The organism is Bacillus piscicola, from assembly GCF_022458745.1.
GTDB classification, from domain to species: Bacteria; Bacillota; Bacilli; order Bacillales; family Marinococcaceae; genus Alteribacillus_A; species Alteribacillus_A piscicola.
This window is the reverse complement of sequence record NZ_JAJJJF010000001.1, coordinates 844,940-870,458: the sequence shown is the minus strand read 5'-3', so window position 1 is coordinate 870,458 and position 25,519 is coordinate 844,940. Positions and strand designations below refer to the sequence as shown.

Sequence of the window (25,519 nt, the reverse complement as noted above, 5' to 3'; positions counted from 1 at the left end):
GCAAGCCTAGCTATTTAAATCTTTTTGTTGAGGTTCTCCTACTTTTACGATCTGTTTCCCAACGTTTTCCCCTTTAAACAGGCCGAGAAAAGCAGATGGTATTTTCTCAAATCCTTCTACGATATTTTCTTTATACGTCAACTTACCTGATTGCAGCCACTTTCCTAATTCGGCGGAAGCCTCGCCGAATTGCTCCTGGTAATCACCTACGATAAATCCTTTTATGAGCGCGCGCGTCTTTATCAGTTGTGGTTGTATGCGCGGACCAAGATCCGCTTCTGTTTTATTATAAGAGGAAATTGCTCCACAAACTGGCACACGTGCGAATGCATTCAATTGGCTGAGTACAGCGTCCGATATCGGACCGCCAACATTATCAAAGTAGACATCAACACCTTCCGGACAAGTAGAAGCAAGTGCCCGTTGCAAATCATCTTCTTTATTATAGTTCAATGCTTCATCAAATTCGAGTTCTGTTTTTAACCAACTCGTTTTCTCGTCCGTCCCGGCGATTCCAACAACACGGGCTCCTTTTATTTTCGCAATTTGTCCTACTGTGGAACCGACTGCACCAGCTGCTCCGGATACAACCACTGTCTCGCCTTTTTGAGGAGCCCCGATATCAAGTAATCCGAAGTAAGCAGTCAAACCCGGCATACCGAGTATCCCGAGATGCGTGCTTATCGGTGCCACCTCTGGATCAATTTTTCGAATGTTGTCTTCCCTTACTGCTGAGAACTTTTGCCAATCGAGCGATCCTGTTACGATATCCCCTTTCGTAAAGAAATCGGATCGTGATCCCACTACCTCTCCGATAACCCCTCCATTTATCACTTCACCAAGCGGGAACGGCGGTACATACGATTTCTGATCCTGCATCCTTCCCCTCATATACGGATCAACTGATACATAAAGCGTGCGGACCAGTACTTCCTTCTCCTGAATATCCGGGAGTGGTATCTTTTTAAATTGAAACGTCTCTATTGATGGTAAACCCTGCGGACGCTCTGCTAACACAATTTGTTCGTTTTGTTCCATTAGACTTTTCCTCCATTATTTTGGGATAGTTTCTTTATATTTATTCCCACTTCATCTACCGAAATAAACAACTGCAACCTATTCTTTTCGCTTGTTCTATCATTTTTAATTGACAGACTGCCAGACAAATGGTACATTTCTATTGTACTAAAAAGGGGAGTAGCGTCCAATAGGATAAACGAGTCGTCATGACAGTGCCTCGGCACTCGGTTCGTTTAGCTTTGTTATCCAAAGCACGCAAGACCTTTTTATGAGAGCACTGCTATTTTTTCAGCAGCATTCTCATAAAAAGGTCTTTTTTGTGTAGTCGTGATATGTAAAAGGCTTAGCCACAGAAAAAAGAGGGGAGAACACAATATGGTCTTTGTTTTATTTACGATTGCAGCGGTGATCACGGTTCTGGCAGCTGTAAAACTGTCTACTTTTGCGGATGTCATCAGTGAAAAAACGAATTGGGGAGGTATGATGGTCGGTACGGTATTGCTCGCAGGTGCTACGTCGCTTCCAGAAGTGACGACGAGTCTTACGGCGGTCTTCCTTGATAATCCAGATATCGCCGTTGGGAATGTGCTCGGCAGTAATATGTTTAATTTACTTATTATCGCTTCATTTGATCTTGCGTACCGAAAAGAAAAATTATTTTCACAAACCACCTTTTCTCATGTGTATACAGCATCCTTGGGGATCTTTTTATCCGTGATGGTCTTATTTTCTCTCGTTATTAAAACGAATCTTTCCGTTATGGGCATCGGTGTGGACAGTCTTCTTCTACTATTTGTTTATGTCATAGGTATGGTATTGATTAACAAAAAAAGCGGTGACAGTTTGTCCCAAGAAACAGAGGCGGATGAAACAAGTCCTGCCTATGCGATCTCACTTCGCCACGCAACAATAGGCTTTATTGTCGCAGCACTTGTCACATTAGGGGCGGGTTCTGTGTTGACGATCACTGGCGATCAAATTGCTGTACAAACGGGGCTTGGTTCCAGCTTTGTCGGAAGCTTTCTTATCGCGGCTTCCACGTCCCTTCCAGAAGCGATTGCCGTGCTTGTTGCCCTTCAGCTCCATAACCATAACTTGGCGCTTGGCTCCATACTTGGGAGTAACCTGTTTAATATGATTCTGCTCGCCGTGAGTGACCTCGCTTATATTTCCGGACCGATTATTGCAAACGCGAGTTCCGTTCATCAAATTACCGCAAGTGCTGTCTGTCTGTTAGGTGCCATTGTTTTATTTTCTGTATTGCGAGGGCGGAGGCAAACTTTTCGTTTGTACTCCTGGCCCTCTCTCCTCTTAGTGGTTGTCTATTTTATTTCTTCTTTTCTTATTTACAATGCTTAATCTTCCTAGGAGCCGGCTATCTTTGCCAGCTCCTTTTTTAGTTGTTCCGCCGACACAGGTCCGTAAAACTTTTTCCGGATCCTCCCGTCTTTATCGATAAGAAAGGACAAAGGCACGGCATTTACTTGAAAGGTGTCAAGCCCTTCCCCACCGATGTCTACTAATACCGGCATCGCAATTTCACTTTCTTGCACGAATTTCCTGACCGCATCTTTATTATGTTCTTGAGTGGAAGCATTAACGGCCACCGCATTCCATGCTCCTTCGTTTGCTTCATACATGTCAGAAAGCTCAGGAAGCTCCTCCTGGCACACACTGCACCATGTCGTAAAAAATGTCAGCAAAAGCGGTTTATCCAAAAAAGACTGTAAGGAATATCTGTCTCCATCCAAACCGGGTAGTTCAAGTGTTGTTGCTTGGTCTTCCGTTGACATTTCCGCTGCAGCAGGTACGCTTCGGGATGATGGTTCTGTTTGTGAGGCTTGATAATACATGCCCGTCACCAAGATAAGAACACATAAGCCAAGGAAAGTTATCCTTTTTCGAATATAGTGCACGAGTAGAAATCCCCCTCTCTATCTTGTACGTAAGGTAAAGATTTAGACATCGTAACAATGGTGTCCGCGCTCTTTTTCTGTTGGATGTGACGAAGTCTTCTTTTGTAACGGGCGGCTGTAAACGGACTGATCAGTAGATTTTCCGCTTTCTGTCTGACCTCTTCTGGAGTTTTTGCCCAGTATGCTGCCTTATGCTTATGAAGACAGTGCGCATTCTTCTCTTCTTGTCCAGGCAGCGGGGCATAAATAATGACCGGTACTTGCGTCAAAGCTGCTTCGGCCATTGTCATTCCGCCAGCCTTACTTATGATAAGATCAGCTGCCATTAAATAATCATGAAATTGATCGGTAAACGGCTGCACAAATAAATCATGCTGGGTGGAAAAATGGTTGAGACTCCAAATTCTTCTGCCACTCAGGATAACTACCGTGCAAGAGACAGACAACTGCTCTACTGCTCCCAACGCATCTTTGTACGGGAAAATTCCCTCTCCTCCCCCGCAGATGAGAACAAGTGGCTTCTTACTATTCCAGCCATTTTTTAAACAGATTTCTTTCTTGGTATAGGTGTTATCTCCGATGGAAGCAGGTATTCCCGCTGGAAACACAAACGGACGCGCCCCCCGTTCTAACAGCTTGTCAACCTTGGAAACAAACAAACCGTTAACTGTTGGATGGCTTGCGAGCGGCGAGGTCCAATAATCTGTAGAAATACTGTATAATGGATTATTATATCGTTGCTTTCTTTTCACTTCGCCCGCTAAATAGGTCAACAGCGGATGAACAGATAAGACGATATCAGCACGGAAAGCTTCTTTTAGCGATGGCTCTAAAAGTCGTGTCAATGTGTGAAGATGAGGGTTATGTCCAGATCCGTTTTGATTTGCTATAACACGCCATGCATTTGGAAAAGATGACAATAGCCGCTTGTACACTTTCTTACTTATCCGAAAGAGAGGGGGAAAATGATCATCTAATGGTCTGGTTATAACCGCTGTATCCTGTTGAGCTACTGCTGCTTGCTCCAGCAAGAGAGCCGCCCGGTCATGGCCATTGCCAAAAGCAGCTGTTAAAATATGAATATGCATGCTTGTACTCCTTATACGTTTGTTCTAGCTTATGCGCGTTTAATATGAAACATGCATGGCAACAGGGCACTGGTTTCTTTTACTGTTACAGCTTTCGAATACATATAGAAGTACACATTCACTAGATACGATTACGAGGAAAGGAATGAAGTATTTATGAAAACAGTCTTTTCAGGCATTCAACCCAGCGGAACGTTAACCCTTGGTAATTACTTAGGAGCTCTTCAGCATTTTGTAGGTTTGCAGGAGGACCACCGATGTTTTTTCTGTATTGTGGATCAGCATGCTGTAACTGTCCCGCAAGATAAGTTAAAGTTGCGTCATAATATAAGGAGCCTTGCTGCTTTATATTTAGCAGCCGGGATTGACCCACAGAAATCTACGTTGTTTATCCAATCAGAAGTACCGGCTCACGCACAGCTCGGCTGGATCATGCAGTGTACTGCCTATATAGGGGAACTTGAGCGGATGACTCAATTTAAAGACAAGTCAGCTGGCAAAGAAGCGGTGTCAGCTGCCCTTTTAACCTATCCGCCATTGATGGCGGCTGATATCCTTCTGTACAGTACCGATATTGTACCTGTTGGCGAGGATCAGAAGCAGCATCTTGAATTAACCCGTGATCTGGCAGAGCGGTTTAACTATAAATATAACGACATTTTCACTGTGCCTGAAGTGCAAATTCCGAAAGTCGGCGCCCGGATTATGTCTCTCCAAAATCCTCTAAAAAAAATGAGTAAGTCAGACGAAAACCAAAAAGGGTTCATTTCGATGCTGGATGATGATAATACGATTATTAAAAAGCTTAAAAGCGCCGTTACTGACTCCGAAAATGAGATTCGCTTTGATCGGGAGAACAAACCTGGAGTGTCGAATTTAATGTCTATCTTCTCCCTGGCTACAGGAAAAAGTCTCCAGGTTATTGAGAAGGAGTATCACGGAAAAGGCTACGGAGATTTCAAACAAGACGTCGGGGAAGCAGTCGCTGACCTTTTGCGCCCTGTACGGGAGCGCCATAACGAATTGATAGAGTCAGCTGAATTAGATGACATCCTTGACGAAGGTGCAGATCGTGCCAACCAGTCAGCGATTAAAATGTTAAAAAAAGCAGAACGGGCTCTCGGACTTGGACGAAAAAAACGGTAAACCAAAAAAAGCAGGAACAACGCAAGCATTGCGTGTTCCTGCTTTTTAGGTTGTAATATGTCTTAGTAACCTTTTTGCTTTCGCCAGATTTTACCCACCAGCAAACTAATCCCAATCGTACCAACTGCAAAAATAATTGTTAAAATCTGCATAAACACTATAACTAGTCCATCCTGCACCTGTATACACCTGCCTCATCATTTCTTTCCTTTATTATATGAAACAAACTTCATATTGTAAAGCACACAGGAATAGCGTCTGCAGGAATCATAGAAATATGTTTTATTTTACTTCTTCTTCATGATGCATATTCCAAATTTTTTCAAAGAAAGGCTGGCCTTTAATCATTTTCTGACACAATTCATAATGAAGTGCTGTCCAACCATGTTTGACTTCATCGTAAAGCCGCTGCCACACTTCTTCTTTCTCATGCAGCTGAATTTCTTCATATCCAGCCGGATTCCATTCCGTATACCAATAACGCATTTCTGCTGTATGTGCGGATGTGTACAATTGATCAAGTGCCATAAACAACAATTGTTTCAGCTGGCGTTCTTTTCTCGTTAATCCTAACATATACTTAGGATGCGGAGAGAGAATGTGATATTCTTTAGGTGGCGGTGCAAAACTTAAATCCAGGCTTTTTTCATTCGCCTCATCCATAATTTCTTTTGTCAGTCGTTCTTGTTTCGTCGTGAGGCGGCTTTTTCTCATGGGAGTTTTGTAGCCTAGCGTATCAACAGCCAACACCCTGTTTCCATCATACATAATGAAACAGTAATCAAGCGTCACTCTCGTCATGTTCTTTCGCAATGTGCTCTTTTGGTACACTTGGTCCAGTAATTCATCTGGGAGATCTTCAATCCGGTTTGCCACATAATCAAACAAACGCTCGGTTACTTGTATAATCTCCGCTTGGTCCAACACTTCAATTCTGTCATCTGACGTCCATTCATGAAAAGGACATACGTTGTACCCGTTTTCTTCACCCTCGAACCAGTTAATCCATACATCACGGATCCGGGCCATGTCCTCACCCTCCTTGATATCCAGTAGTATCCACAGTATAGTCAGAGAGAAAATGTTTTATTCTTCCTCTCCCTTCATTTTTATCTATATTTTTCCGGCCAATATATACTTCCGGTAATAAGCAGTAGTCCAATTGCCAAAACATACAACTCCAAACGCTCTAGTATAAAGGCTCCGTACTGCGGTATTGAAAAGCCTGCTGGTATATAGTTCAAATAAGCAAGTAAGCTTACTCCCCCACCCGCTGCCAAACCAAAACCGACAGTCCAAACAATCAACCTGGCGATCATCAGCACTCGCCCCTTAAAATTAAAATGTACTTCGCCTTAAAAATAATAAAATCCTTTGTCTTTTAGGAAATCCTTGTTAAAATCATTCGACATAGGCTGTTTATTTCATTTATTTCTTACCATTATATTATGCACGAGGTGGTGGCGATGACTACACATCGAGAAAGATTGCAAAATGAATTGTATAAAAAAATCGAAGAATATGACGTTCTTGTCAGCTGCTTGAATGAACGAGCCCGCCATTTGGGAAATGAGACTTATTTTACCCACCTGCGGCTTTACAAAGAGCAAAAAGACCAAATAGAAGATATTATGAAGTATTTTGACGAGGTCGGTTTAGATGCCAAAGAAAACACAACAGAAATGATATTAACAATTGCTTTAAAAGAATTTCACCACTATATCATGAAAATTAAAAACGGGTAAACACTAAAGCCGGAGGGGTTCTAATGAAAATCATATTAACACACGATCATATGGATTTTGATGCGCTCGCTTCGCTCGTAGCCGCATCAAAGCTGTATCCTGCAGCGAAGATGTTACTTCCGAAATTGCAATCAGAACAAGTTAAGAAATACTTAGCTATCTATAGAGACAGCTTTGCCTTCTCATCTTTTAAACAAGTTGATTGGGAGGAGACAGATCACCTTATCTTAACGGATGTTGCCTCCGTTAAAAGGACGGAGGGGGCCTCCAAATGGAAAGACAGCATGGAAGTAACAGTTTATGACCATCATCCGTTAGCAGAGTCAGACAAAGAGGACCATTTTACATACCATATTCATCATACAGGAGCAGCCGTTACCATTTTAATTGAAGAAATCATCAAGCGAAATATCCCTGTTGCTCCTTATGAAGCGACCTTATTTGCTCTCGGTCTTTACACGGATACCGGTTCCTTTACTTACCCTCATACAACGATAAGAGATTTAAAGGCCGCCTTATTTCTAATGGAGAAAGGAATGCAGCTTGACATTGTTAGGCAATTTTCCGAGGAATCGTTCACAGTTGACCAACAGGAGGCATTTCAAAGCTATCTAAACAAGGCTGATAAACTCGTCGAACATGGGGTAACCATGATTGTGAGCAGCCTTGAAGCGAGTCGATTTGTTAATAATGTCAATAGTATTACGGCACGAGTCTTAGAGACGACAGGGGCAGATGCCGTCATTACAGTAACAAATATGCAAAACAAAGTATTTGTTATTGGCCGCTCGGCTACGGACCGCATCAATCTGCTTCCGCTTATGAAAAGATTCCATGGCGGTGGCCATCCTAAAGCAGCGTCAGCGTCTATCAAGCATGGAAATATAAAAGAGATTACAGGAACCGTCAAAGAACTGCTTCCGGGAATGATAACAGTTTCGGTTTGCGCAGAAGACCTCATGTCTGCCCCTGTTAAGACCATTACGGAGGAAGCGTCGATTGATAAAGCCAAGCAGCAAATGCTTTATTACGGCCATAATGGCTTTCCTGTTGTAGATGAAAATGGGAAATTAACAGGGATTATCTCCAGACGTGATATCGATAAAGCTGCACAGCACGGATACGGCCACTCCCCTGTAAAAGCGTATATGAGTACGGATCCGGTTACTATTTCTAAAGCAACGTCATTTGAGCGTATTCAACAGTTAATGATCCAACATAACATCGGCCGCCTTCCTGTTCTCTTTGAAGATGAACTGATTGGAATCGTCTCCAGAACAAATGTGATTGAACATATGCACTCGCAAACGATAAAAAGAGATAAAAATAATATAAAGGCGGACATGCAGTCCCTACTGTCGCGGCCCGTCTTTGATTTATTAACGAAGGTGGGGGAGCTTGCAGACCAGCTACATTTTAAATCGTATATCATCGGTGGTATCGTACGAGATTTGTTGCTTGGGATTCCTAATGAGGACATTGATATTGTAATTGAGGGGGATGCGATCAAATTTGCCGAGACATTCGCGGATAAATATGGTGGGACTGTAAAGCGTCACGAGACTTTCCAGACAGCTTCGGTAGAAACAACCGATCAGAGTAAACTTGATTTCACTACGTCGCGAACGGAGTTTTATAAAAGACCGGCAGCCCTGCCAACTGTAACTAACTCAAACATTAGAGAAGATTTGTACCGGCGTGATTTTACAATGAACGCAATAGCTGCATCTCTCCAGCCTGCGACATTTGGTGATTTGATTGATTATTTTAATGGCGCAGCTGATATCGAGAAAAAACAGCTTCGGGTTCTCCATAACCTCAGTTTCGTGGAAGATCCAACGAGGATTTTGCGAGGAATTCGTTTCGAAAAACGCTTTTCTTTTAAAATGGATAAAGAAACAGAGTCTTTTTTGCGGGAGTCCATTTCGTCCATAAGTGCGCTGACAAAGTCAAGAATTTCCACGGAACTTCGCTATCTGTTCGCAGCAACCGATCCTGCTGGCAGTATCGCACGGATGGATCATTTAAATGTCCTTGACGCTTTTTTGCCAGGGGCTGTTTGGAATGAACGAACGGCTGCCACGCTAAATGCCTTGCTTATCCATGAGGATATGAAGGATTGGGACAGATCTGGTAACGACTTTTGGTTTATCACCGTCCTCACCCTTTATACGATAGACCTTGACAGACTGCGGTATAGTGAAACAGTTGCCGAGACGAAGCATCAACGCAAGTTCGCACATGAACTCACTACACTTCTTGAGCATTATCCAAGTGACATCTTCACCTCCCCCGGGGCTTTGCACGAAATAGCTGCTAAAACGGAGGACGACGTGTTGGTATTCGCGGAATGTATGCTTAAAACTGGTGACGAAACCGAACAAAAACATTCCGCCACGATAAGAACATATCGAATCAAAAGAACGGAAATATCCAAGTGGATAACCGGAGATGACTTAAAATCGGCCGGCCTTACTCCCGGTCCGTCTTTCAAAACCTATATGTTTCAGATAGAACAAGCTGTGCTAAATGGGGATGTGACAAATAGAGAAGAAGCTTTGGACTATGTTCACACGCTCTTAGATTGAATTGTAGGATTTAATGCTTAATTTGTCGTAATTTCTGTTATAATAAGATAGGAGGTTAGAGGGGGTCAATATATGCGGACGAGACAAAGACGTCGTTCACATAAGAAAAAGATAATCACATTAACTTTTATGATAATCGTGTTGGCTTTTGCCGCCGTATTTACTGCCTACACACAAAATAGTTTATTTTTTGCCAAAAAAGAGGAAGAACCAACGAGTGACTTTGCAGCTGATGAAAAGAGCGAGATGAAATATGACGATTTTACACAAGATACTGAAGAAAAAACGGAAATAAAAGAAAATAAAACGGAGAAAGGCTTGAACTTTCTGTTAGTTGGGGTAGACGATGAGGAATCGGGCGGCGCCCGAACGGATACAATTTTGCTTGCCCATTTGAAACCTAAATCAGGGGAAGTCAAGCTCGCCTCGATTATGCGGGACTCTTATGTAGAAATTCCCGGCCACCAAAATAATAAAATTAATGCCTCTTTTGCTTTCGGCGGTATTGATTTACTGAGACAAACGATCGAAGAGAATTTTGATATACCGATCGATTATTATGCTACTGTGAATTTTGATGGCTTCGTGGAAGTCGCGGATACTGTTGCCCCTGAAGGGTTAGAGATAGACATCGAAAAACGTATGTATTATTCCGATCATTCAGGGAATGTCAATATCGATTTTTATCCCGGTACTCAACATCTGAATGGGGAGCAATTATTAAAATATGTTCGCTTTAGAAGTGACAGCGAAAATGATTTTGGACGGGTTGCCCGTCAGCAACAAGTCCTTAAAATGCTGAAAGATGAACTTTTAACTGTCAAAAGCGTTGTGAAAGTACCACAATTAATCGGGGCGATACGGCCAAACCTTGATACGGATGTTCCGACAAGTAAAATGCTCAGCCTCGGGAAAGATACACTGCTTAACCCGGTAGAAAATATTGAGACCATCCGGATTCCGGCTGATGATACTTTTATTGATCAACGCTACAGCCATGCCGGTGCTGTATTAGAGCTTGATATGGAAAAAAACAAACAACAACTTCGCGAGTTTTTTCATGAAACACCAGAGGGAGATCAAATGGTATCTGGAAACAACGATAACGACTGGAACAAATCTTATTAATAAGCTCCATTTATAGTAAAAAGATCAGCCTTTTTCTCCTTATGGACGGAGAAAAAGGACTGATCTTTTTTTACTCATTGCTGAATTTCTTAAAGACGAGCGTAGCATTATGGCCACCGAATCCTAATGAATTACTTAATGCTCCGTTTATTTCGGCTTTACGATGTTCATTCGGAACGTAATCCAAGTCACAATCCGGGTCCGGTTCTTGGTAATTAATGGTCGGAGGCACTACACTTTCTTCGATCGCTTTGATCGTGAACAGCGCCTCGACAGCACCTGCCGCTCCGAGTAAATGACCAGTCATCGATTTCGTCGAACTAATCATCAGCTCTTCGGCATGCTTTCCAAATACCGTTTTAACAGCAAGCGTTTCATATTTGTCGTTATACGGGGTGCTTGTCCCGTGGGCATTAATATATTGGAACTCCTCCGGGCGCATCTCGGCATCTTCAATAGCGAGACGCATGGCCCGCGCGCCCCCTTCTCCTTCAGGTGCCGGCGCTGTGACGTGGTACGCATCTCCTGTCGCCGCGTAGCCAACAATTTCAGCATATATACGTGCCCCACGTTTTTCGGCCGATTCTAAGGATTCCAACAGTAACACACTAGCGCCTTCCCCCATTACAAATCCGTCCCGATTTTTATCAAACGGCCGTGAAGCACTATTCGGATCGTCGTTCGTTGTCACTGCTTTAGCCGAACAAAAACCAGCAACGGCCATGTTCGTTATAGGAGCTTCTGCCCCCCCTGTAATCATTGCATCGGCGTCCCCGCGTTGAATGACTTTAAAAGCATCTCCAATCGAATTTGTTCCAGAAGCACATGCCGTCACACTACATGAATTGATTCCTTTTGCCCCTGTTACAATCGATACTTGTCCAGACGCCATATCCGGGATCATCATCGGGACAAAAAACGGACTGACTCTGCGGTAGCCTTTTTCCTTAAACTTATTAAATTGTTCTTCGTATGTTTCCATGCCACCGATACCTGAACCAATCCAAACGCCAACCCGGTGTGCATTCTCGTCAGTGATTTGGAAATCAGCATCTTCAAGAGCCATTAAAGTGGAGGCAACGGCAAATTGAGTGAAACGATCCATTTTGCGGGCCTCTTTACGGTCTACAAAAACAGTGGGATCGAAACCCTCTACTTCCGCAGAAACCTTCATCGGGAATTCCTCTTTGTTTACGCGTGTTAATTCTCCGATACCGGATACCCCAGCGACCGCATTTTTCCATGCCGTCTCCATATCAAGGCCTAGCGGGTTTACAGTACCCATTCCCGTAATAACCACTCGGTTACGATTAGCCATGTCTTTTCTCTCCTTTGACTGTTCTATAATCAACGTCCCCAACGGATGGCAGCAGATCCCCAGACAAGTCCCGAACCAAAGCCAACCATTACGACTAAATCTCCGTCTTTTATTTTACCATTTTTTCTCTCTTCTACAATCGCAATTGGGATAGACGAGGAAGATGTATTCCCATATTTATGAACTGTAACGGCCATTTTCTCTTTTGGCAAATCAAGCCGTTGCCGTGCTGCTTCCATAATACGGATGTTAGCCTGATGCGGAACGAGAAAATCTACATCCTCTTTCGTTAAACCTGCTTTTTCCACGACGTTTAGAGAAGATTCGCCCATTTGACGGACTGCAAATTTAAATACTTCTCTGCCATTCATTTTCAGCAACGGATCCTGGCGGATATGCATCGCTCCCGCCCCGTCTGAGCCAAGTTCAAAAGCTAAAAACCCTTTGTCTTCAGCCACTGGTCCGACAACTGCTGCCCCGGCACCGTCGCCAAACAAAACAGCTGTGTTACGGTCATTCATGTCCGTGATCTTCGATAGTTTTTCTACGCCGATGACTAATATGTTATCGTATGTGCCCGTTTTAATAAATTGATCAGCAGTTGACAGGCCATAGATGAAGCCGGCACACGCTGCACTGATATCCATTGCCGCTGCATGTTCTGCTCCTAGCCGTTCTTGTAACAGAGCCGACACGGAGGGGAATGGATAATCCGGTGTTACTGTCGCGACAAGAATCATGTCGAGATCACTGGCATCAATGCCGGCATCGTTTAATGCATCGACTGCTGCATAGTATGCCATATCGGATGTATCTATATCATCATCCGCGAAAACTCTTCTTTCAATACCTGTTCGTGTACGAATCCATTCATCACTTGTATCGAGAGTCTTTTCAAATTCAGCATTTGTAATTTCTCTGCCCTCCGTATATACTCCCATACCCCAAATACCTGCATTACGCATAATAAATATCCTCCTCAGGGCCATTTAGTTCTTATTTTTTTGTCCCTTTACCTTATTATTTCATATTAAGACCTGGTGTTATTTTAAACCAAGTCACCACAGCTGTCTAGCACGGTTTCCTATTGATATACGATAAGTTTTTTACGAGCAGTTGATTCCTTGCTCGACTTTACTGTTTGTTTACGGAATTATATAATAGAAAAATGGCCTCGTGGAGCTAACCTTTGCGGCAGTCAAAAAAACCACATTTGAGGTGTACATGTATGTTTCAAGAAATCTCGTTACTAGATTTATTCGACTTGCAGACAAAAAATTCTCATACACTCGTTGATGTTCGTTCTCCTAAGGAGTATGAGGAAGGATCTATTCCAGGAAGTGTTAACATTCCTATCTTCACGACGGCAGAACGTGCTGAAATCGGTACACTTTATAAACAAGCCGGCCCGGAAAGAGCAAAAGAAAGAGGCCTGGCTATCTTCTCACAGAAGCTTCCAAAGTTCGTAGCGGACTGTAAAAAATTAGAAACCCCAATCACTGTCTTCTGTTGGCGCGGCGGGATGCGCAGCAAATCGGCAGCTACCGTACTTGACTTGATGGGCGTATCGGTTTATCGCTTGCGCGGCGGGATTAAATCTTACCGGCGCTGGGTTGTCAGTACACTGGAGAAAGAAGATTTTGCACCAGCAATGATCGTCTTAAATGGTTATACCGGGACGGGGAAAACAAAAATTCTACGGCAGCTTCAGCAAACAGGTTATCCTGTTATCGACTTTGAGGGATTGGCGGATCACCGCGGTTCTATTTTTGGTCATATCGGCAGGCGGCCGCGTAACCAAAAAACATTTGAATCACTACTCGTTGAAGAGTTGATTCGCTACAGTGATACACCTTATGTAATTGTCGAAGGTGAAAGCAAGCGTGTCGGTAAAATCGCCATTCCGTCCTTTATCTTTAATAAAAAAGAGGCGGGAGTGCAACTATTTATTGATCTTCCAATGGATGAGCGCATTAACAATGTGCTCGAAGACTATCAACCTGCCCAGCATCGCGCACAATTTTGGGAAGCCTTTCAACGTATAAAAAAGCGAATCCATACGCCAATCGCTGTGCAAATTGAAAATGATTTACAGAACAATCGCTTTGCGGATGCAGTGAAACTACTGCTTGAATATTATTATGATCCCCGCTATGAGCATTCCACCAGCCACTTTCCAGATGATAAAAAGATCACAATCACAGCAATAAACACTGAAGATGCCCTTGAACAAGTTGAGAACTTATTACAAACAACCTTCCATCTTCACTCCACAAAAAAGAGATGCTAATCCGGCATCTCTTTTTTGTTTCTTCTTATTTTTTACCATCTTCGAGCCCCATATTATAAGCATCATGCATGACTTTCATCAACAGCTCAAGCAGCTCTTGATAGTCTGTCATTTCTAATTCAATTCCTTTTTTCTCGATAAAAGCTCGTCCTTCTTGAAGATGCTCCATTGCCATCCCCATAAACTTGGCATTCAATTCTTGATCCATGTCTTCACCTCATTACCATGTATTTTTGCTGGACTACTGTTACTTTTTCATCACGGCCGCTAAAACGGCTTTCTGGGCATGCAGTCTATTTTCTGCTTGATCATATACATAAGAATGCGGTCCATCAATGATAGAAGCTTCTACTTCTTCTCCACGGTGTGCGGGCAGGCAGTGCAAGAACATATAATCATCTTTGGCGTTAGCACAGAGCTCCTCAGAAACTTGAAATCCGGCAAAAGCTTCCTCTCGCTTTGCTTGTTCTTCTTCAAATCCCATACTCGCCCAGACATCCGTGTAGATCATGTCAGCCTCTTTCACAGCATCAGCTGGTGAATGGGTGAGTTCGAGCCTTGTACCATTTTCTTCAGCGACTTTCTCAATTTCCTTCCAAACATCCGGATCCGGCTCATAACCTTCCGGGACTGCAAGTGCAGCATCCATTCCTGTTTTGGCACAAGCAATCATCAGGGAATGTGCGACATTATTGCCGTCACCGACGAAAGCAGCCTTCAATCCCTCCAGCTTCCCTTTTTTCTCTTTCACCGTCAACAAGTCTGCCAAAGCCTGGCACGGATGATAAAGATCGGTGAGTGCATTAATAACAGGAACCCCGGCGTACGTTGCCAACTCTTCCACCATCTCATGAGAATTTGTCCGTATCATAATAGCATCGACAAATCGGGAAAGGACATTAGCCGTGTCCTTCACTGGTTCCCCACGGCCAATCTGTAAATCACGCGGGCTTAAAAAGAGAGAGTGACCCCCTAACTGCGTCATTCCTACTTCGAACGATACCCTCGTTCTTGTTGAAGCATTTTCAAAGATCATTCCGAGTGACTGGCCCGGCAGCATGTTCTGATGCGGATTTTGCTTCAGCTGTTCTGCGAATGTTAGTAAAGTCTGTATCTCTTCTGTTGTAAAATCAAGTAGCGTCAATAAGTCCCTGCCCTCAAAACCGGCAGGAATCTCTACGTTTGTATGGTCACTCATCTGTCGTTACACTCCTTCTTTTACTGGGGCAAACTGATTCAGCCACTCTCCGATGGAAGAAGGCTCGGTCAAGGTACCCGTCATGGCCTCCGTCATAATAGAAAATGTCTCCGGATTGGTAACAACCGTTTTCCTTTGTCTCATGGCCTCTTGCCGGCGCTCTTTACCGTTTGAATGCCCTGTTTTCGGAAAGCTGAGATAAGCGGCTGCATTTTCATCCTTCAGCCAATCCGAAAAAGTCATCATCTCATCCGCCCATTCTTTCTTTTCTTCTGTCACAAGCGTACATCCGAGCTCTTTTAACTGCATAAGACCCTGTTTACTTGCATCGTCTTGCGACTTATCAATGTCACAAAACACGAGACCTTGTTTTTTAAAGAGGAGCGGAATTTGACTTTCCGACCAGGCAAATGCCTTTTTAAAGGCTTCTTTCTTATCAGCTGCTAAACCGATCAGTTCTCCCGTAGATTTCATCTCGGCTTCAAGCAGAGGATCAATTCCCGGCAGTTTTTCATTAGAGAACACAGGCGCCTTCACTGTATAGAAAGGTGTTTTTTCAAGGATGCCGGTTTTCCCTCCACTCCATTTCCTTACTGATGTACCGAGAAGCATTTGTACAGCACCCTCTACTAGCGGAACACCTGTCACTTTAGCGAAAATAGGGACTGTGCGAGAAGCACGTGGATTAATTTCGATCACATATAACGTATCGTTCGCATAGACGAATTGAATGTTGAAAATCCCTTTAAAATCCATCCCTCTTGCAATATTTTGTGCGTACTGCACAGCAAGTGCCTCAATCGTCGCATCCAGAGTGAATGGCGGCGTCACGGCCATGGAATCACCAGAGTGGACGCCCGCGGGCTCAACATGTTCAAACATGCCCGGTATAAAAATATCATACCCATCCGTCAGTACATCCACTTCAAATTCTGTCCCGGGAAGGAACGCATCAATTAAAATAGGATACTCTACATTACCTTTGTTATCGTTCAAGTAACCTGTAAGCTCTTCTTCATCTGTCAAAATCGCCATTCCTTGGCCGCCAATGACATAAGAAGGACGCAACAGCACCGGATAACCGACAGCCTTTGCTTTTTCAATCACATCCTCTTTGTCAACCCCGGTCACCCCTGGGATGTGCGGCACGTTGACTTGGCTCATAAACTCATAAAACCGCCCGCGATCTTCTAACTGATCAATCGTATCAGAGGAAGTGCCGAGTACTTTTAGGCCAGCCTCTTCCAGATCCTTTGTCAGCGAAATACCCGTTTGGCCGCCAAGTTGAACAATGACTGCTTCCACTTTTTCATTGTCGGCAACGTGCAGAACATCTTCACTAGTCAATGGTTCAAAATAAAGATGATCAGCCATTTCAAAGTCCGTGCTGACCGTTTCAGGATTATTATTTATAATCACTGCTTCATAGCCGGCTTTTTGTACTTCCATCGCACCGTGTACAGAGCAGTAATCGAATTCAATTCCCTGCCCAATGCGAATTGGTCCTGACCCAACAATTAAAACTTTCGGTTTCGTGCTTTTCCCTTGTTCATCACTGTTATTAAACCAACTGGAATAATAATACGGAGTTTCCGCTGTGAATTCACCTGCACACGTATCAACCATGTGATAAGAAGGGAGAAGTCCCCATTCTTTTCGTTTCGCATAAATATCAGAATGATTTACTTGCCAAGCTGTAGCCAGCCATTTATCGGTAAAACCTGCTTTTTTAAAGCGAAGCAGATGTTCTGCCGTGACCTTTTCCCAGCTATACTTTTTAATGTCCTCTTCAAAGGTGATTAGCTTATGGAATACTTGTAAAAAGAACAAGTCAATTGCGGTACGTTCATGAATAGAATCTATTCCTTCTCCTTTACGCAACAGTTCCATAATGACAAAAAAACGCTGGTCATTTCGGGCTTCCAGCATGTCATAAAGCGCTGGAACGGTTTTATCCGCAATTTCCGGCAGAGACAGACCGTCTGTCTTTATTTCCAAGGAACGGACCGCTTTCTGCAGTGCCGCTTTCAAATTTCTTTCAATTGCCATCACTTCACCGGTTGCTTTCATTTGCGTACCAAGTGTGCGATCCGCATGAATGAATTTATCAAACGGGAATCGAGGAAATTTTACTACCACATAATCGAGCGCAGGTTCAAAGCTGGCATACGTATGGCCGGTCACTGGATTGAGTAATTCATGAAGGTGATAGCCGACACTAAGTTTCGCTGCCATTCTTGCAATTGGGTAACCTGTAGCTTTAGAAGCAAGCGCTGAAGAACGGCTGACCCGTGGATTTACTTCAATCAAATAATACTGTTTACTGTGGGGATCAAGAGCAAACTGGATGTTACATCCTCCGATAATACCCAGGGCGCGAATCACCCGAAGTGAAGATGCCCGCAGCATTTGGTATTCTGTATCCGTCAGTGTCTGTGAGGGAGCCACAACAATCGAATCACCGGTATGTACACCGACAGGATCTATGTTTTCCATATTGCACACCGTAATACAAGTGTCATTTTCGTCTCTCATGACTTCATATTCAATCTCTTTAAAACCAGCAATGCTTTTTTCGACGAGACATTGATGAATCGGACTTGCCTCAAGGCCACCGGTAACAATGTAGCGGAGCTCTTCTTCATTGTTCGCAATGCCGCCCCCGCCTCCTCCGAGTGTATAAGCAGGCCGGACAATAATGGGATACCCTGTTTCTTCCGCAAACGCAATGGCCTCTTCCTCTTTTTCAACTATTTCGCTATCCGGCACCGGTTCTCCTAATTCTTTCATTAAAGATCGAAAAGCTTCCCGGTCTTCTCCTTGCTTAATCGATTCTACCGGTGTACCGAGGAGTGTGACATTATATTTTTTTAGAATGTCTTGTTCATCAAGGGCAAAGGCAAGATTCAAGCCGGTCTGACCGCCCAGCGTTGCCAGCAGGCCGTCCGGCTTTTCTTTCTGAATCACTTTCTCTACGGAGGAAACCGTGAGTGGCTCAAAATATACCTTATCGGCACAAGCTTCATCCGTCATGACGGTTGCCGGATTATTATTTATTAAAATAACTTCCATACCTTCTTCGCGCAGAGCTAAACATGCTTGTGTGCCAGCGTAATCAAATTCAGCAGCCTGACCAATAACAATCGGCCCTGAACCAATGACGAGCACTTTTTTTATCTTTGTCTCTTTAGGCATACGTCTTTTCTCTCCCTTTTCTCTTTAGATATTCAAGGAATTGATGAAATATTTCTCTGCTGTCAGCAGGCCCGGGGTGTGCTTCTGGATGGAATTGCACCGTGATAATATCATACTTCAAGTGTGACAGTCCTTCGACAGACCCGTCGTTAATATTTTTGTATTGGACAGCAAGTTCTCCTTTAGGCAGACTGTTCTCTTTTACGACATAACTGTGATTTTGGGAAGTCATGAACACTTTGCCGGATTGCGTATTCTGAACCGGCTGGTTTGCGCCCCGGTGGCCAAACCGCAGTTTTTCCGTTTTTCCGCCAAAGGCAAGCGCCAACACCTGATGACCCATGCAAATGCCGAGAGTCGGGTACATTTGTGCAAGCTTCCGATAACGCGGCAGTAATTCCTGCAGTTGCTGTGGATTCCCTGGACCATTGGAAAAAAGCAAACCATCTGGGGTTAACTTCTCTATATCAGCAGCAGGTGTATCGAACGGAACAACAGTCACTTTGCAACCTTCACGAACAAGGCTCTTTACCATCGATCTCTTATAGCCAAAATCAATGACAACAATGTGATGATCCCCATCTCCGATCGTTTCCGGTTTTTTTACGCTCACTTCTGGAATGATCATTTTTTCGCCCAGTGGCTCGTAAATAGCAAAAGCAGCTTTTTCCGGGGACGCGCTTATAACAGCCCCCATATCGCCCGATTCGCGGATGCATTTGACGAGGGCCCGGGTGTCTACCCCTGTTAGTACCGGGATGCCTGCATCAGCGGCAGCTTCTTTAAATGTTTGAGTCGCTTCATAATGAAACGCTTCCCCGGCCGCCTCGCTGATCACCAGACCGGCTGGTTGTGTGGTCGCGCTTTCGATATCCGTCTCATTCCAGCCATAGTTGCCAATGAGGGGATACGTAAATACGACGATCTGACCGTGGAATGAAGGGTCTGTCATCACTTCTTGATAACCGGTCATACCAGTGAAAAATACGACTTCTCCGTATACTTCCTGGTTGCTTCCTGTAAGATTCCCTTCAAATACTTCTCCATTCTCCAGCTTGATATATCCCTTCATCTCTGTTCCTCCTCGTTATTCAAGCGAATCGTTCGATTTTTTTATGATAAGACCTCTTTTAATGCGTTTACGCCTTTCATTAACAGTTCCCATTCAATAGTAAGAGCCGGCAGCAACCGAATCACGTTCGGCCCGGCGCCAATAGCAAGAACCCCTTTGTCTTGAAGTGCTACTATATAGTCCGCTACGGGCTCCGTTAACTCAATCCCGATCATTAAACCTTTCCCGCGGATGTCTTTAACCACTGCAAGTGGCTGCAGTGTTTCTTTCAATTCTGCCAGGAGGGCATCTCCTTTGGATGCAACTGCGTCAATCCACTTTTCTTCTATCAACGTGGAGAGCGTTGCTTCAGCTGCAGCCATCGCAAGCGGATTACCTCCGAAGGTCGAACCATGGCTTCCTGGTCCAAAGGCATCCTTTAAGAAGGCTTTGCCAATTACACCCCCTGTTGGAAAGCCATTTCCCAAACCTTTCGCTGTTGTTATCAAGTCCGGCTGCAGTCCGTAGTGCTGGTGGGCAAAAAAGGCTCCAGTACGTCCAAGCCCAGTTTGGATTTCATCGCAGATGAGAAGAGCACCTGCTCTCTTTACCGCTTTCTCGACAGCTTGCAAAAACGCCTCTTCACCAGGTATAATGCCGCCTTCCCCTTGTACAACTTCGAGGATAACAGCAGCAGTATCGTCATCAACTGCTTTCTCCAGCGCGTTCACATCGTTATAAGGGATATATTCAAACCCCTCAAGCATCGGCCCGAACCCTTGATGGATGCTGTCTTGCCCGGTAGCGGCCATGCTGCCGAATGTGCGGCCGTGAAAGGACTGGACAAAGCTGATGATTTTTTGTCTCCCGGTGTGCTTTCGTGCTAACTTGATCGCTGCTTCATTCGCTTCCGTACCGCTGTTTACAAAAACGACCAGGTCGCCACACGAGTGTTTCGTTAACAGTTCCGCGGTATTCGCCTGACCTTCATACTGAAAAAAGTTTGAACCGTGCCACCCTTTGTACAACTGTTGTTCAACTGCTTTGGTGACGGCAGGATGGCAATGGCCAAGATTAGTCACCCCGATCCCTGCCATGAGATCGATATACTCTTTCCCATCCCCGCCGGTAATAAGAGAGCCGGAAGCTTCCTGAAAAGTAATGTTCCATCTTTTATATACTGGGAAAAGCTGTTCACTGAGTTTGGTTGGTTCTAATTGTGGAGTCATGTCTCCGTCTCCTCCTCTTGTTTACTTGATCCTTTGCGGCAGGGATAGCGTGGGCACTTGAACCTTTATTGAATCGTTTCTGTTTGTTTCATAATTGCTGTTCCTTTTAGGGTGCCGTCTTCGTAAGTATTTTCCCCGTTCCCGTTCGCGATAGTCACTTTTTCAATTTTTCCGGTTAAACTAGCGGCTGCTGCTTTTACTTTAGGTATCATTCCACCATAGATTGTATTATTTTCGATAAGGCTGTCGATATCTGTCATATCCAGTTTTTCTCTTAATTTCCCATTGATTATTACCCCGTCCACATCCGTGACAAACACTAACTCTTCTGCATGAAGAGCCTGTGCTACGGCTGCTGCTGCATCGTCAGCATTGACATTCAGCTTCTCACCGGCATTAGCTGAGGCGATCGGGGCAATAACCGGAATATAGCCGTTTTCTAAGAAAAATGTGATGATTTCTTCATTCACATCATCAATCTTACCGACCAGTCCAAGTGTTTCCAGATCTACTGGTGAAGCTTTGAGCAGTTGTCCGTCCACCCCTGACATTCCGACGGCTGCTGCTCCTGCTTGTTGAAAAGCTGAAACAAGGTCTTTGTTCACTTTCCCGCTTAGTACCATCTCGGCAGCTTCTAATACGTCACTGGTCGTTTTTCGCAGACCGTTAACAAACTCCGTCTTAATTTTCAATTGCTTAAGCATTTTATTAATTGCTGGACCGCCGCCGTGGACGATAACCGGATGCTTCCCATTATCTTTCATTGCTCTAATACTTTCAAAAAAGGCGGAGGGAAGAGCATCAACTGTAGATCCCCCGCATTTAATAACGACGATATTCTCCATGTTCTTCTCTCCTCTTTTTCATTAAGTACGGTAGCCGGCATTAATGCGGACATAATCATACGAGAGATCGCATCCCCATGCTTTTCCTTTGCCTTCTCCGATGTTTAAATCGACGGCTATTGTAATTTCGTCTTTGCTTAGATATTCTTTTGCTTCTTCTTCTGAAAAAGCAAGCGGCTTACTCCCCGTTAGTGTTTGGATTGGGCCAAGAGAGATGTCAATGTTATCTGGATCCAGTTCAATGCCGCTATAGCCAAGGGCACAAATGATTCTTCCCCAATTTGCATCACTGCCGTACACTGCTGTCTTTACTAAATCAGAGCCGACAATTTGTTTAGCAGCTTTTCCGGCATCTTTATCATTAGCCGCACCTGTTACATTGACTTCAATCAGTTTCGTCGCACCTTCTCCATCCCTGGCGATTTTTTTGGATAAGTCTTCGCTCGTTACTTTTAGAGCTTCAATAAAAGCAGGCCATTCGGGGTGTGAAGGATGCAGCGGGTCGTTGCCGGCAAGGCCGCTTGCCATGACAATCACCATATCATTTGTCGAAGTGTCTCCGTCGATCGTGATACAGTTAAATGTCTTGTCGGTCACCTCGGAAAGCGCTGTTTGTAAATGCTCCGGTTCAATCGCAAGGTCTGTCGTAATAAAGCTGAACATCGTGGCCATATTCGGGTTAATCATGCCAGATCCTTTCGCTGTCCCACCGAACATTACGTTTACATTGTCAATCGTTGTCTGAAAACAAGCATGTTTCTTGACCGTGTCTGTCGTTAATATCGCTTCATTAAACTGGTCAGCATCTTCAAAAGCAGCCAATGGATCGAGAGACTTGATACCGGGCAGAATCTTATCCATAGCCAAGCGTTCTCCGATTACTCCGGTAGAAGCAACAGCCACATGCTGATCCGGCACACCAAACGTCTCGGCAGCTGTTTGTCTCATTGTGTAAGCATCCGCCAGTCCTTCTTTTCCAGTACACGAATTAGCACTGCCACTGTTGACGACAATAGCCCGCAGCTTTCCCTCTTCGGCGATGCTCTCTTTTGTTACTTGGAGAGGAGCTGCTTGGATTTTATTTAACGTGTATACTGCTGCACTCGAAGCAGGCACGTCACACAAAATAACCCCTAAATCTCGGCGTTTCCGTTTCACCTTCGTGTGGACACCGGCTGCTTTGAAACCACGGGGTGTTACAATACTCCCGCCGTTTACCTCTGTGATATCTATTTTCGTATCTATCGAACTCATAACTTCCTCTCCCCCTCTTCTCCATTTCGTGTTTATGGGTAAATCGGAATAGCCTGTAAACCTGTTTCCTCAGCCAATCCAAACATAAGGTTCATATTTTGAATTGCCTGCCCTGAAGCACCTTTCACCAAATTATCTATAACGGAAACCACTGTCATTCGGCCGGTACGTTCATCTACCGTAAAACTAATGTCGCAAAAATTAGTACCGTACACTTCTTTCGTAAATGGAAAAGTGCCGCTTTCGCGCAGCCTGACGAATTGCTTTTGGCTGTACGCGTCTTGATACAGTTCTTCTATCTTCTGCTCGTTCCAATCCTTTTTGAGCGGAGCATACATCGTTGCCATGATTCCTCTCGTCATCGGCACAAGGTGCGGAGTAAACGTCACTGTTACATCGCTGTGCGACAAAGCACTTAGTTCCTGCTCGATCTCAGGTGTATGTTTATGTTCATTGACTTTGTAAACTTTTAAATTATCATTCATTTCACTGAAATGGGTGATCGCTGATAGTGAACGCCCTGCTCCAGTAGTTCCCGATTTTGCATCAATGATGAGCTGGTCCGTATCAATCACACCTTCTTGAACGAGAGGGGCCAGCCCTAATAGAACCGCAGTTGGATAACATCCTGGATTAGCCAGTAAAGAAGCTGTTTTAATTTCCTCTTCCTTCCACTCTGTTAAACCGTACACTGCTTTTTCCAGTAAACTGTCCACAGCGCTTTCGCGGCCATACCAGGCTTCGTATGCCGTACCGTCTTTAATTCGCAGATCCCCGGATAAGTCGATAACTTTCGTTTTCGGGATAAGTTTGCCGCTCAATTCTGCTGACACGCCAGGCGGTGTCGATAAGAAAACGACGTCGTACTTTGTTAACTTATCAGGGTCAATGCTCTCTAACGAAAGCTTTATGATATCCGTTACGTGAGGGTAATTCTCTACCATTGTTTTCCCCTCTTGTGAAGAAGAAAAAACAGCAATATCTTCAACAGCAGGATGATTATGCAAGAGGCGTATAAGCTCAATGCCTCCGTAACCGGTCGCTCCTACAATTGCAATTCTCATAAACTTGCACCTCGTTTTATCTTTATACATTTTCTGTTGTTTATTATTATAAGTGTGAATATATATTAATGCAACTGTATTTTTATATTTTTTTCAAAGGAAGCAGCCATTTAATAAAAAGTCTTACGTATACAAACCTAACAATCACTTTTCTTCGCTTTGCCTTCCGTTCGCTTCACCAAGTTAAAAATTAATACCGATGTATTTATATACATACATGAACTTTGCAAATAAAAAAAGCTTCCCTAGGTGAGTCTCGAAGAAAACCCACCACGGAAAGCCTTAACGGTTAAGGTAACGCCTTTTTTATTTTTTTTGCCGTTTGTTCTATTTCATCTCCCCAATAATCATTATGTTCCGACGTAACAAATTCACCATTTTTATCAAAAATGGAATAACCCCGTTTCGACACAGCTTGATCTTCCAGGTCTGCCTTTTCAATCAGCTTCATGGCCGGATCAGATAAAAACGGATAAGTGAATTGAAATTTTTCATTTAATTTTTTATGCTGCTGGGGAGAATCATTGCTGAGTGCATAAATATCAGCATCTAATCCTTCAAATAATTCGATATGTGTTTGCAGCTGCACGAGCTGCGATAGACAGTGCCCTCAATTAATACCAGTGAAATGAAAGAATACGGTTGGTTTATCTTTCCCCGCTATAGATACCTCCTCACCGTCTTCATCGAGGAGGGTAATCGCCTCTTCTTCGCTGCCGCAAGCGGCAACAAGCCCTGCTGTTATTACAAATAGAGCGAACAGAATAATGTGCTTCATTGTTCTCATACGCATCTCTCCTCCATGCATATCGCCAAGCTGCATTTATTTGGTTAACTGTTTGAGGTCTTGAACGATCGGATCGACATCGTTTTCAAGCCCGTCATAACTGCGGATCACTTGTCCGTCAGGATCAATTAAAAAAAATGTCGTTGCATGAATGATATCATCATTCTCCGGGTCTTTTTCAACTATACTTTTAAAAGAGTCTTTTGCAAGCTTTTGAATATCCTCTTGGGAATAGCCTGTAACAAAGTCCCAAGAACTGTAATCCGCTCCATAATTGTCGCCGTACCTTTTCAGCTGATCCGGACTGTCATAATCCGGGTCCACTGTAAAAGAGACGAAGTGGACATCTAGATTTTCTTCCTGAACCTTTCCTTGCAAGTTGAGCATATTCGGTGTCATCAAATTACAAACGGTCGGACAACGCGTGAACACCATGTCCGCTATCCAGTACTGTCCTTCTAGGTCTTTGTTCGAGACCGTCTCCCCGTCTTGATTCGTGTATTCAAACGGTATCATATGCATGTCCGCTTCTGATAAATCAGATCCACTTTTTACCGATTGATCCTTGCCGATTTCATACATCCAGGAACAACCTGACAAGAGGATGATTCCTAATACAGCCCATAAAAACAGGCTTAATGATCGTTGCACCGTGAT

Annotated in this window: 23 protein-coding genes and 1 pseudogene; 6 read left to right on the top strand and 18 right to left on the bottom strand. The window is 44.0% G+C overall.

Going from position 1 to position 25,519, the window contains the following annotated elements; genetic code table 11:
* Positions 1 to 6 precede the first annotated feature (6 nt).
* Positions 7 to 1,038, bottom strand: coding sequence for an NADP-dependent oxidoreductase (locus LOR49_RS04185; protein WP_240374852.1), 1,032 nt, complete (start codon positions 1,036 to 1,038; stop codon positions 7 to 9).
* Positions 1,039 to 1,395: 357 nt separating this feature from the next.
* Between LOR49_RS04185 and LOR49_RS04180 the strand changes: the two genes are divergently transcribed.
* The gene (locus LOR49_RS04180) at positions 1,396 to 2,379 is read left to right on the top strand and encodes a sodium:calcium antiporter (protein ID WP_240374851.1); all 984 of its coding nucleotides are present in this window, start codon (positions 1,396 to 1,398) and stop codon (positions 2,377 to 2,379) included.
* Positions 2,380 to 2,384: 5 nt separating this feature from the next.
* Here the strand turns inward: LOR49_RS04180 and LOR49_RS04175 are convergent, their stop codons facing one another.
* Both LOR49_RS04175 and LOR49_RS04170 read right to left on the bottom strand, forming a co-directional pair.
* Entirely contained in the window at positions 2,385 to 2,936 is a 552-nt protein-coding gene (locus LOR49_RS04175; RefSeq protein ID WP_240374850.1) for a TlpA family protein disulfide reductase, read from the bottom strand.
* On the bottom strand, positions 2,912 to 4,024 hold the full coding sequence (locus LOR49_RS04170) for an MGDG synthase family glycosyltransferase (RefSeq protein ID WP_240374849.1): 1,113 nt from the start codon (positions 4,022 to 4,024) through the stop codon (positions 2,912 to 2,914). Before LOR49_RS04170 ends, LOR49_RS04175 begins: the two co-directional genes overlap by 25 nt.
* A gap of 156 nt (positions 4,025 to 4,180) precedes the next feature.
* Between LOR49_RS04170 and trpS the strand changes: the two genes are divergently transcribed.
* Positions 4,181 to 5,170 (top strand): tryptophan--tRNA ligase, encoded by a 990-nt coding sequence (gene trpS / locus LOR49_RS04165; protein WP_240374848.1) that lies wholly within the window; start codon positions 4,181 to 4,183, stop codon positions 5,168 to 5,170.
* A 282-nt stretch (positions 5,171 to 5,452) separates the two neighbouring features.
* On the opposite strand, the gene LOR49_RS04160 is transcribed toward trpS, so the two are convergent.
* Both LOR49_RS04160 and LOR49_RS04155 read right to left on the bottom strand, forming a co-directional pair.
* A complete protein-coding gene (locus LOR49_RS04160) occupies positions 5,453 to 6,199 on the bottom strand; it encodes a DUF3603 family protein (RefSeq protein WP_240374847.1) in 747 nt (248 codons plus the stop codon).
* A gap of 80 nt (positions 6,200 to 6,279) precedes the next feature.
* Positions 6,280 to 6,489: a YuzI family membrane protein gene (locus LOR49_RS04155; RefSeq protein WP_240374846.1), complete on the bottom strand. Its 210-nt coding sequence runs from the start codon at positions 6,487 to 6,489 to the stop codon at positions 6,280 to 6,282.
* A 147-nt stretch (positions 6,490 to 6,636) separates the two neighbouring features.
* Here LOR49_RS04155 and LOR49_RS04150 point away from each other — a divergent pair, with 147 nt between their 5' ends.
* The 3 genes from LOR49_RS04150 (at position 6,637) to LOR49_RS04140 (ending at position 10,631) form a co-directional block, all read left to right on the top strand.
* Positions 6,637 to 6,915: a hypothetical protein gene (locus LOR49_RS04150; protein ID WP_240374845.1), complete on the top strand. Its 279-nt coding sequence runs from the start codon at positions 6,637 to 6,639 to the stop codon at positions 6,913 to 6,915.
* Positions 6,916 to 6,938: 23 nt separating this feature from the next.
* The gene (locus LOR49_RS04145) at positions 6,939 to 9,503 is read left to right on the top strand and encodes a CBS domain-containing protein (RefSeq protein ID WP_240374844.1); all 2,565 of its coding nucleotides are present in this window, start codon (positions 6,939 to 6,941) and stop codon (positions 9,501 to 9,503) included.
* A gap of 72 nt (positions 9,504 to 9,575) precedes the next feature.
* A complete protein-coding gene (locus LOR49_RS04140; RefSeq protein WP_240374843.1) occupies positions 9,576 to 10,631 on the top strand; it encodes an LCP family protein in 1,056 nt (351 codons plus the stop codon).
* Between the two features lie 70 nt (positions 10,632 to 10,701).
* On the opposite strand, the gene fabF is transcribed toward LOR49_RS04140, so the two are convergent.
* Together fabF and LOR49_RS04130 are read right to left on the bottom strand one after the other, a co-directional pair.
* Positions 10,702 to 11,949, bottom strand: a complete 1,248-nt coding sequence (fabF, locus tag LOR49_RS04135; RefSeq protein WP_240374842.1) for a beta-ketoacyl-ACP synthase II — start codon at positions 11,947 to 11,949, stop codon at positions 10,702 to 10,704.
* Positions 11,950 to 11,978: 29 nt separating this feature from the next.
* The gene (locus tag LOR49_RS04130) at positions 11,979 to 12,914 is read right to left on the bottom strand and encodes a beta-ketoacyl-ACP synthase III (RefSeq protein WP_240374841.1); all 936 of its coding nucleotides are present in this window, start codon (positions 12,912 to 12,914) and stop codon (positions 11,979 to 11,981) included.
* Positions 12,915 to 13,177: 263 nt separating this feature from the next.
* Here LOR49_RS04130 and mnmH point away from each other — a divergent pair, with 263 nt between their 5' ends.
* On the top strand, positions 13,178 to 14,239 hold the full coding sequence (gene mnmH / locus LOR49_RS04125; protein ID WP_240374840.1) for a tRNA 2-selenouridine(34) synthase MnmH: 1,062 nt from the start codon (positions 13,178 to 13,180) through the stop codon (positions 14,237 to 14,239).
* 25 nt (positions 14,240 to 14,264) lie between these two features.
* Here the strand turns inward: mnmH and LOR49_RS04120 are convergent, their stop codons facing one another.
* From LOR49_RS04120 to LOR49_RS04070, 11 genes and pseudogenes are all read right to left on the bottom strand, one after another.
* Positions 14,265 to 14,447 (bottom strand): ComZ family protein, encoded by a 183-nt coding sequence (locus LOR49_RS04120; RefSeq protein WP_240374839.1) that lies wholly within the window; start codon positions 14,445 to 14,447, stop codon positions 14,265 to 14,267.
* A gap of 39 nt (positions 14,448 to 14,486) precedes the next feature.
* Entirely contained in the window at positions 14,487 to 15,437 is a 951-nt protein-coding gene (gene argF / locus LOR49_RS04115) for an ornithine carbamoyltransferase (protein ID WP_240374838.1), read from the bottom strand.
* 6 nt (positions 15,438 to 15,443) lie between these two features.
* Positions 15,444 to 18,632, bottom strand: coding sequence for a carbamoyl phosphate synthase large subunit (locus LOR49_RS04110; protein WP_240374837.1), 3,189 nt, complete (start codon positions 18,630 to 18,632; stop codon positions 15,444 to 15,446).
* Positions 18,625 to 19,704, bottom strand: a complete 1,080-nt coding sequence (locus tag LOR49_RS04105) for a carbamoyl phosphate synthase small subunit (protein WP_240374836.1) — start codon at positions 19,702 to 19,704, stop codon at positions 18,625 to 18,627. Before LOR49_RS04105 ends, LOR49_RS04110 begins: the two co-directional genes overlap by 8 nt.
* A 41-nt stretch (positions 19,705 to 19,745) precedes the next feature.
* Positions 19,746 to 20,912, bottom strand: a complete 1,167-nt coding sequence (locus LOR49_RS04100) for an acetylornithine transaminase (protein ID WP_240374835.1) — start codon at positions 20,910 to 20,912, stop codon at positions 19,746 to 19,748.
* A 65-nt stretch (positions 20,913 to 20,977) separates the two neighbouring features.
* On the bottom strand, positions 20,978 to 21,757 hold the full coding sequence (gene argB / locus LOR49_RS04095) for an acetylglutamate kinase (protein ID WP_240374834.1): 780 nt from the start codon (positions 21,755 to 21,757) through the stop codon (positions 20,978 to 20,980).
* A gap of 21 nt (positions 21,758 to 21,778) precedes the next feature.
* Complete coding sequence (gene argJ / locus LOR49_RS04090) at positions 21,779 to 23,011, bottom strand: bifunctional ornithine acetyltransferase/N-acetylglutamate synthase (protein WP_240374833.1); 1,233 nt, start codon at positions 23,009 to 23,011, stop codon at positions 21,779 to 21,781.
* A 32-nt stretch (positions 23,012 to 23,043) separates the two neighbouring features.
* Positions 23,044 to 24,075, bottom strand: coding sequence for an N-acetyl-gamma-glutamyl-phosphate reductase (gene argC, locus LOR49_RS04085; protein WP_240374832.1), 1,032 nt, complete (start codon positions 24,073 to 24,075; stop codon positions 23,044 to 23,046).
* A 289-nt stretch (positions 24,076 to 24,364) separates the two neighbouring features.
* Positions 24,365 to 24,670, bottom strand: a pseudogene (locus LOR49_RS04080) (redoxin domain-containing protein); the annotation flags it as partial.
* A 15-nt stretch (positions 24,671 to 24,685) separates the two neighbouring features.
* Positions 24,686 to 24,862, bottom strand: coding sequence for a hypothetical protein (locus tag LOR49_RS04075; protein WP_240374830.1), 177 nt, complete (start codon positions 24,860 to 24,862; stop codon positions 24,686 to 24,688).
* Positions 24,863 to 24,898: 36 nt separating this feature from the next.
* Positions 24,899 to 25,513, bottom strand: coding sequence for an SCO family protein (locus LOR49_RS04070; RefSeq protein WP_240374829.1), 615 nt, complete (start codon positions 25,511 to 25,513; stop codon positions 24,899 to 24,901).
* Between the last annotated feature and the right edge of the window lie 6 nt (positions 25,514 to 25,519).

Bases quoted from the DNA above. Each gene is read 5' to 3' on its own strand.
- LOR49_RS04185 (WP_240374852.1), bottom strand. From the start codon at position 1,038: ATGGAACAAAACGAACAAATTGTGTTAGCAGAGCGTCCGCAGGGTTTA.
- LOR49_RS04180 (WP_240374851.1), top strand. From the start codon at position 1,396: ATGGTCTTTGTTTTATTTACGATTGCAGCGGTGATCACGGTTCTGGCA.
- LOR49_RS04170 (WP_240374849.1), bottom strand. From the start codon at position 4,024: ATGCATATTCATATTTTAACAGCTGCTTTTGGCAATGGCCATGACCGG.
- trpS (WP_240374848.1), top strand. From the start codon at position 4,181: ATGAAAACAGTCTTTTCAGGCATTCAACCCAGCGGAACGTTAACCCTT.
- LOR49_RS04160 (WP_240374847.1), bottom strand. From the start codon at position 6,199: ATGGCCCGGATCCGTGATGTATGGATTAACTGGTTCGAGGGTGAAGAA.
- LOR49_RS04155 (WP_240374846.1), bottom strand. From the start codon at position 6,489: ATGATCGCCAGGTTGATTGTTTGGACTGTCGGTTTTGGTTTGGCAGCG.
- LOR49_RS04150 (WP_240374845.1), top strand. From the start codon at position 6,637: ATGACTACACATCGAGAAAGATTGCAAAATGAATTGTATAAAAAAATC.
- LOR49_RS04145 (WP_240374844.1), top strand. From the start codon at position 6,939: ATGAAAATCATATTAACACACGATCATATGGATTTTGATGCGCTCGCT.
- LOR49_RS04140 (WP_240374843.1), top strand. From the start codon at position 9,576: ATGCGGACGAGACAAAGACGTCGTTCACATAAGAAAAAGATAATCACA.
- fabF (WP_240374842.1), bottom strand. From the start codon at position 11,949: ATGGCTAATCGTAACCGAGTGGTTATTACGGGAATGGGTACTGTAAAC.
- LOR49_RS04130 (WP_240374841.1), bottom strand. From the start codon at position 12,914: ATGCGTAATGCAGGTATTTGGGGTATGGGAGTATATACGGAGGGCAGA.
- mnmH (WP_240374840.1), top strand. From the start codon at position 13,178: ATGTTTCAAGAAATCTCGTTACTAGATTTATTCGACTTGCAGACAAAA.
- LOR49_RS04120 (WP_240374839.1), bottom strand. From the start codon at position 14,447: ATGGATCAAGAATTGAATGCCAAGTTTATGGGGATGGCAATGGAGCAT.
- argF (WP_240374838.1), bottom strand. From the start codon at position 15,437: ATGAGTGACCATACAAACGTAGAGATTCCTGCCGGTTTTGAGGGCAGG.
- LOR49_RS04110 (WP_240374837.1), bottom strand. From the start codon at position 18,632: ATGCCTAAAGAGACAAAGATAAAAAAAGTGCTCGTCATTGGTTCAGGG.
- LOR49_RS04105 (WP_240374836.1), bottom strand. From the start codon at position 19,704: ATGAAGGGATATATCAAGCTGGAGAATGGAGAAGTATTTGAAGGGAAT.
- LOR49_RS04100 (WP_240374835.1), bottom strand. From the start codon at position 20,912: ATGACTCCACAATTAGAACCAACCAAACTCAGTGAACAGCTTTTCCCA.
- argB (WP_240374834.1), bottom strand. From the start codon at position 21,757: ATGGAGAATATCGTCGTTATTAAATGCGGGGGATCTACAGTTGATGCT.
- argJ (WP_240374833.1), bottom strand. From the start codon at position 23,011: ATGAGTTCGATAGATACGAAAATAGATATCACAGAGGTAAACGGCGGG.
- argC (WP_240374832.1), bottom strand. From the start codon at position 24,075: ATGAGAATTGCAATTGTAGGAGCGACCGGTTACGGAGGCATTGAGCTT.
- LOR49_RS04075 (WP_240374830.1), bottom strand. From the start codon at position 24,862: ATGAGAACAATGAAGCACATTATTCTGTTCGCTCTATTTGTAATAACA.